Source organism: Corallococcus sp. RDP092CA, assembly GCF_041903675.1.
In the GTDB taxonomy this organism is placed as follows: Bacteria; Myxococcota; Myxococcia; order Myxococcales; family Myxococcaceae; genus Corallococcus.
The window spans coordinates 257,623-264,260 of the sequence record NZ_JAYESI010000007.1 but is presented as its reverse complement, the minus strand read 5'-3'; the positions used below and the strand labels follow the sequence as shown (position 1 = coordinate 264,260).

Below are 6,638 nucleotides of genomic sequence, written 5' to 3'. Positions count from 1 at the left end.
AGCGGAGCCCCTGCCGGACCGGTTTGGCCGAACCCGCGCGGTCCACTCCGTCGCGATTCCTGGGCGCTTCACGTCCGGACCTGATTGGCCGAACCGAACAGCGACCTGATTGGCCGAGCCTTGACACTCGACCCCTGCTGGGCAGTCGCAGCGCGTGGACCCGTTGATGAGGACGGCTCTCGACAGCCCGGATCGTCGATGTGGCGTCGGGGGCTCCACGGGTGCTCATGTCCCGCCAATCTGTCCCGCAACCATCCGAGGGGGCGCGGGTTGAAGGCAGAAACACCTCGGAGCCTTCTTTATGTCCCGCCTCGGTCTGCTCGGTTTGTTGTGTGTGTGCCTCGTCACGGCCTGTGACTCCTCGGCGTCGGACTCACCCGACAGCGAGCCGCCCGACTCGGGAACGACGCTCGACACGGAGCGCGACAGCGGCACGGAGGTGGACAGTCCCCTTGATGCTGGCGCGGACGTGGGCGGGTCTGCCGATGGCGGCGCCGCCGAGAGCCTCTGCTCCCCGCTTCCGCTCCCCGCGCCCTGCGAAGAGCCGCAGGCGGGGACCCTGGTCACGTCCGTGAGCGACTGGGGCACTCCGGGTCCGTACGCGGTGACGGAGGAGACGGTGACGAACCCGCATCCCGTCGCGCGCGGGCAGGTGGTCACCTACCGGCCGACGGGGCGGGACCCGGTGCCGGTGCTCTTCTTCTCGCATGCGTTCGGCGCCACCGACTCCGACCTGTACGTGGAGATGTTCCGGATGCTGGCGAGCCAGGGCTACGCGGTGGTCTTCGTGCCGTATCCGCTCATGCCGGACACGCCGCGACCCAACGAGGCTCGCTATGACTGTCTGTGGCAGGGCTTCCAGGCGGCGGTGGCACAGCAGCAGGGTCACTTCGACCTCACTCGCGTGGGGTTCTTCGGTCACAGCTATGGTGGCGGCGCGACGCCGGAGATGGCTCGACGAGGCTTCGTGGAGCAGGGCTGGGGAGGCCAGGGGCGGTTCATCTTTTCGATGGCGCCTTGGTACACGTGGGGCCACGACTACCAGACGCTCCCCGCCGACGTCCGGACCCTCATCCAGGTGTATGCGGATGACGACGTGAATGACCACGCCATCGCCGTGGACCTCTGGGAAAGGCTGCCTGCGGGCATGGAGCGCGCGTGGCTCAACGTGGTGAGTGACTCCTGCGGCTGCGGACTCAACGCCACGCACACCGTGCCCATGACCCGCGCGGCGCTCACGGGCAACCCGGAGAATGTTCTCAATGCCCATGACCGCGAGGCCGTGTGGCGCCGGGTGCACGCGCTCGCGGTGTATGCCTTCACCGGCGACACGGCGGCGCGCGCGGTCGCCTACGGGACGGACACGAGTCTGGGCTACTGGGTGGGGTGTGGCGGACGCCCCGTGCGACCGCTCGTGCAGAGTCGCATGGAGCCACGGCCTTCGCCCTGCCATGCATACAAGTATCCGGCGTCCGCGCGCTGCCAGTATGCGGACCCCGGCGACACCTGTCAGTGAAAGAGGGAGCGAGTGCTCCCGAGCCGAACCGTTGCCTTGCGCGCTCCGGAGCTCCCCGGGGGCAGCAACCGCTTCGAGCGACAGCCGCGTGACACAGTGGTGGGCTGCAAGAATCACTGTGCGCTGGCCGGGTGGCTGCCGCTTCTGCATGCGTGGCTTGTTGTGCCGGGAGATGGATTTTAGCCGGTGCGTTTCAATATGTTATGTGTGTCAATGCCTGGAGCTTCGGGGGCTGTCGCGCTCTGGCGTACAAATTCCCGGGCGCGACGTGTGAGGATGTTGCGAAGCCTGAAAGTATAGGCATAGAGGAACGCGCCGACCGTTGCGAGAATCAATCCTCCCGAGGCCAGGACAAGGAGGAGCGGTGAAGGCAGCGCAAGCGTTGCTGCGAAGAGTATAGCAGCGGCAATGATTGTCCCCAGGATTCCCCAGTCAATCGGGCGCATCCCCTCGAAGAGCTTGACCTGAAGTCGCGAGGGGGAATGCTCCGCCAACAAAAGCAGCGGGATGATGTCGTCGCTCCGAACACCCGTTCGCAGGGCGAGCTTGAGGGTGACAGGGATGGATGATGGGGAGGACAGAAGCCGACTGCGGGGCGCAAGTGGCATGGTACTGGGCTTCCTTTGGGCCGAAAGGAAAAAGTTCGAGACGCGGTGACCTGGTATGTCGGTCGGCACGGGGGCCAGCACTAACGGTCAGCGACTCCGAGGGCGGAAAGCTTCATGCATTGAGTAGCATTTGCGCGGACGAAGTTGCAGGCGCCTCCTGCGCCTCATGTCATGGTTCCACTGAAATGGGGGGAGCCGGGCCATCCGCGTTGAAGCGGAGGTGAACGCCAAGGAAGGATGCCGAGCCTGTTTGTTCCATGGCCGACCAGAGTCTTGAGGCAGTGGCCAGGTCATGAGAGCCCTGCATGCGGCCTACCAGCCAGATGAGCAGGATGCTGGCTTGGCGCTCACGCGGGGCCCCCAAGTCAGCGAGTTGTCGGAGTCCCTCTGCGAGGGCCGTCTGTGCTCGTCTGTGAGCATCGGACCGACAATGGGTTGGAGGGGTGGGTTCGATTGATGGGGGAGCCATGCGCGATTTTTCCAGAGGGCGATGAGGCGCCAAAAGTTGAAGCGTCGCTGGATTTGGTAGATGGCCCATGCCGTTCTTCGCGCCGCGCACGTTGCCTGAATCGAGGAGAGTGGCTCTTTCAGTTAGGTCATCGAAAACTCAGTAGCAACTGTCTTTTGGTGCCCAGCGCACACCGTCAGTCCGCGCATCCACGGATAGATGTATCTCTTTCACCGGCGGTCTGTGCGCGGGCATCGGGTTACTGTCTCGTTGGGGTTTTGCGCTCGGACTTCACGACGCCTCCCGCGCTACTCACTGGAGGTGTCAAGGACCGGCGAGGATGGATCGCGAGCGGTTCGGTCGAGTGGATCCGCCGCGGGAGCGCGCTTCGGCGGCCGTGACGCCGCTACGCCGTCGTCTTCGGCCTGCTGGCGGAGGGCAGGCCTCCGCGCATTGAGGATGCCCGCGCGGGCCTCCCGGTGCGCAGCGTCTAGTTGCACGGTGTCGTGTCTGCCCCGCTGGACGTGTCGCACGGAGCCGGCCCTGCCAGGCCCGACGCCGTGGAGTGCCAGGGGAGAAGGCCACTCAGGCGCCAGCGTCATGGGTCCAGGCTGCCCCCTGCATCGCACCGCTTGCCCAGCCCGATGGGGCAGGGCAACGGTTGAAAATTCGGCTCTGGTCAATTCCATCGAAAATCAGGAAACACAAGGATACGCGGTTGACTGGCCATGGCTGATCATCCTAAAGACAATCGCCGAAACCGCCCGCGAGGACTTCCGCATGAACAAGCGCTCATTGGCCGCTATCGTGACTTCACTGTGTTTGAGTGCTTGCAGGGAAGATGATGCGCCTCCCGTCGAGAGGCCCGCCGAGGAGCTGACCCAGGAGCACATGGAGTCCCTTCGCAACGACCCTGCCGCGCTCGCGGACTTCCTGCGTGACATGCCCAAGGGGGGTGACCTGCACAGCCATACCTCTGGTGCCATCACCATGGAAAAGCTCATCCAGTGGGGCTCCGAGGACGGAGCGTGTGTCAACACCACCACCTTCGTGGCCAGCAATCCTTGCGAGCCGGGTGCGACCCCGCTGTCCAGCACCGAGACAGACCGGGCGCTCTACGACGCGGTGATGGGGGCCTGGTCCATGGAAGGTTACGCCGGTCCCCTGCTCGACGCGCACCAGCACTTCTTCGATGCTTTCGGCAAGTACGGGGCGGTGCAGACCGATGCCCGGGGGGACGACATCTATGCGGACATCCTCTCCCGCGCCGGAAGGCACAATCAGGTGTACCTGGAGCTGATGCAGGGGTTCGGCGCGAGCACGGGCGGACGGCTGGCCGAGCCGCTGTTTTCGCCTACGGACGCCTGGGATGCCCCGACGCTGCTGGCCAGACGCGAGCAGCTCATCGCCCTGCCTGCCTTCCAGGAGGCCCTGACACGTCAGGCCAGCAGCATCGCCAGCATGCTGGGAGGGAGCAGGGCGGTGATGGCGTGTGACACCCCCCAGGCGGACCCGGGCTGCGACGTGGAGGTACGGCTGATCGTCTCCGCGAACCGCACGGCGGAGCGGGCCAATGTCTTTGGTCAGTGGGTGTACGCCTTCGAGCTGGCCCAACGCGTGCCACAGATTGTCGGCGTCAATCTGGTGTCACCCGAGGAGCACCCGAACTCGCTCGCGTATTACGACGACGAGATGTTCGCCCTGGGCATGTTGGACGACCACAATGACAGCACGCCCGGACGCAAGGAGGTCCACGTCTCCCTGCACGCGGGCGAGCTGATTCCAGAGGTGCTTCGGCCCGAGGATCAGGGACACCTGCGCTTCCATATCCGCAACGCCGTCAAGCTGGCCCACGCGGAGCGCATTGGCCATGGCGTGGATGTGTTGAGCGAAGCGGACGGAGAGGGCGTCGAGGCGCTCCTGCGCGACATGCACGAGGCGGGCGTCCTGGTGGAAATCTGCCTGTCCTCCAACAACGTCCTGCTCGGCGTGAAGGGGGCCGACCACCCCCTCTCCGCATACCTCGTGGAGGGCGTGCCGGTGACCCTGGCGACCGATGACTCCGGAATCCTCCGGGGCGACATCACCCAGGAGTACCTCGCGGCCGCCTCGGTCCAGGGGCTTGACTACAAGACGCTCAAGCAACTGGCGCGCGCCAGCCTGGAGCATGCCTTCGTGGAGGGAAACAGCCTCTGGGCCCAGCGGGATGTGTTCTCCGGGCTCGTCGCGGCCTGCGCGCAGGACGTGGCCGGTGCGGCCGGTCCGTCCTCCTCCTGCCAGGACTTCCTGAGCACGAACAGGCGCGCCGCGCTGCAGTGGCGGCTGGAGGCACAGCTCAGCAACTTCGAGCAGCGCTTCGCGAACTGACCGCGCGGTGGGGCGGCACGACCCGGACCGCCGTGCCGCCATCCCTCGAACATGGCAACCCGGGCGCCAGATGGTCGATAATCGCGGAAAACGAGGCGCCTCTGGCCTCTCCAACACGCCGCCCCCCATGCGGGGGACGAGGGGGAACAACCATGACGACGACCATCCAGCGCAACCCGCCCCGCGCCGCCGAGACCCAACCCACGGAGCGCCCCTCGGTGCAGACCCCGGCGCAGCCTCCCGCCCAGAACATGGCGGTTCGCGGTGGCACCGGAGCGGATGGGTTCCAGCCGGTGGCGGGGACCGCGGGCACGCAGACGGCGGCCCGCCTGGGCGTGACGCCCGCGGGGGCGGCGGAGGTGCGGACGACGAGCGCGACTCCCGTGGCTCCCGCTGCGTTGTCGCCTTCGGAGCTGCGCTCGGCGCAGCAGGCCATCTCGAACGCCAGCGACGGCCGGGACGCCACCGCCGTGTCGGAGTGGCTGCGGAACAACCCGGATCCGGCCAAGCAGGCCGCGTTCATGGACATGATGTTCCACTTCGGCCCCGTCGCCGGCGGCATCCTGGACAGCGTGCAGCGGCTGCCGGAGGCGGACCGCGCGCGCCTGTCCCAGGCGCTGGACAATGCCTTCCGCGCTGGCGCGGTGTCGCCCCAGGAGCTGTCGGCGGCGGTGGCCACGTCCGGCCGCGGTGCACAGCCCGGGGCGTCGCACGAGGGGCTCGCGGGCATCATCGCCGGCACCGGCAACCCGGACCTCATCGAGACGTACGCGAAGGCCGAGCTGGACATCGTCCGCGCGAACGGGAGCATTGATCCACAGCGCAGCGCGGCGGTGGCCACGGCGCTGGCGGGCATGCCGCCGGACCGGCTCCAGCGCTTCCTGGCGGCCAACCCCGAGGGCATGGCGGAGGTCATCAAGAACATCAACGCCTCCGGCCCCGACGCGAGCTCCTCCCCGGCGCTGGGCCGGCTGCTGGACGCCGCGGGGCGCATCAACCCGCCCACGGCGGAGACGGTGAAGCTGTTCACGGACTCCATCGACAAGCTGGGCGAGAACCGCGAGTCGCGCGCCGCCGCTGCCCGCTTCTTCACCCAGCATGGTGACGCGGTGCTGGCCTCGCCCACGATGCGGGACGAGGCGGGCTCGCTGCGCCAGGACGGCCAGAAGAAGATGTCCGAGTTCTTCACCCGGACGCTCTTCTCTCCGCCGCAGGACTACGCGGGCAGCGACGCGTTCCGCCAGCACATGATGCAGCGCTTGCAGGGGATGAGCGACGGGCTCGCGCGGCACGCCAACGAGAACCCGCCCTCCATGGATGCGAAGCGCAACGCTCGGCTCATGGGCAGCCTGGTGGGAGCGATCGAAGGCGGCTTCCAGGTGTCCGTGGACGAGCTGAACCAGCGCAACGAGGCCGCGAAGGGCATGGTGGACCTGCTCTTCTCCGCAAAGTCGCTCCTGCCCGACCTGCCCATCCCCGGCGCGGGCAAGCTCCGGGATCTGACCGTGGAGCAGCTCCAGCGCTGGGTGACGTCCAGCATCCAGGAGCGGGCCGAGGATCCCTCGAAGGCCATCCCGTTCCACCGCGCGTTCGGCGAGCGCATCGCCAACCCGGACCTGCGCACCGACTATGACGCCGGTCGGAGCGACGCCTTCGTCAACCGCCAGCGCCGCCTCACGTAGGCCTCCCTGCGGCGGTG

Annotated in this window: 4 protein-coding genes; 3 read left to right on the top strand and 1 reads right to left on the bottom strand. The window is 67.3% G+C overall.

Going from position 1 to position 6,638, the window contains the following annotated elements; genetic code table 11:
- Nucleotides 1-301: 301 nt before the first annotated feature.
- A complete protein-coding gene (locus U8525_RS11300; RefSeq protein ID WP_374264649.1) occupies nt 302-1,516 on the top strand; it encodes an alpha/beta hydrolase family protein in 1,215 nt (404 codons plus the stop codon).
- Between the two features lie 179 nt (nt 1,517-1,695).
- Here U8525_RS11300 and U8525_RS11295 read toward each other — a convergent pair whose 3' ends face one another.
- Nucleotides 1,696-2,124 (bottom strand): hypothetical protein, encoded by a 429-nt coding sequence (locus U8525_RS11295; protein ID WP_374264647.1) that lies wholly within the window; start codon nt 2,122-2,124, stop codon nt 1,696-1,698.
- A gap of 1,048 nt (nt 2,125-3,172) precedes the next feature.
- Here U8525_RS11295 and U8525_RS11290 point away from each other — a divergent pair.
- Nucleotides 3,173-4,939: an adenosine deaminase gene (locus U8525_RS11290; protein ID WP_374264645.1), complete on the top strand. Its 1,767-nt coding sequence runs from the start codon at nt 3,173-3,175 to the stop codon at nt 4,937-4,939.
- 152 nt (nt 4,940-5,091) lie between these two features.
- Entirely contained in the window at nt 5,092-6,621 is a 1,530-nt protein-coding gene (locus U8525_RS11285) for a hypothetical protein (RefSeq protein WP_374264643.1), read from the top strand.
- Nucleotides 6,622-6,638 lie beyond the last annotated feature (17 nt).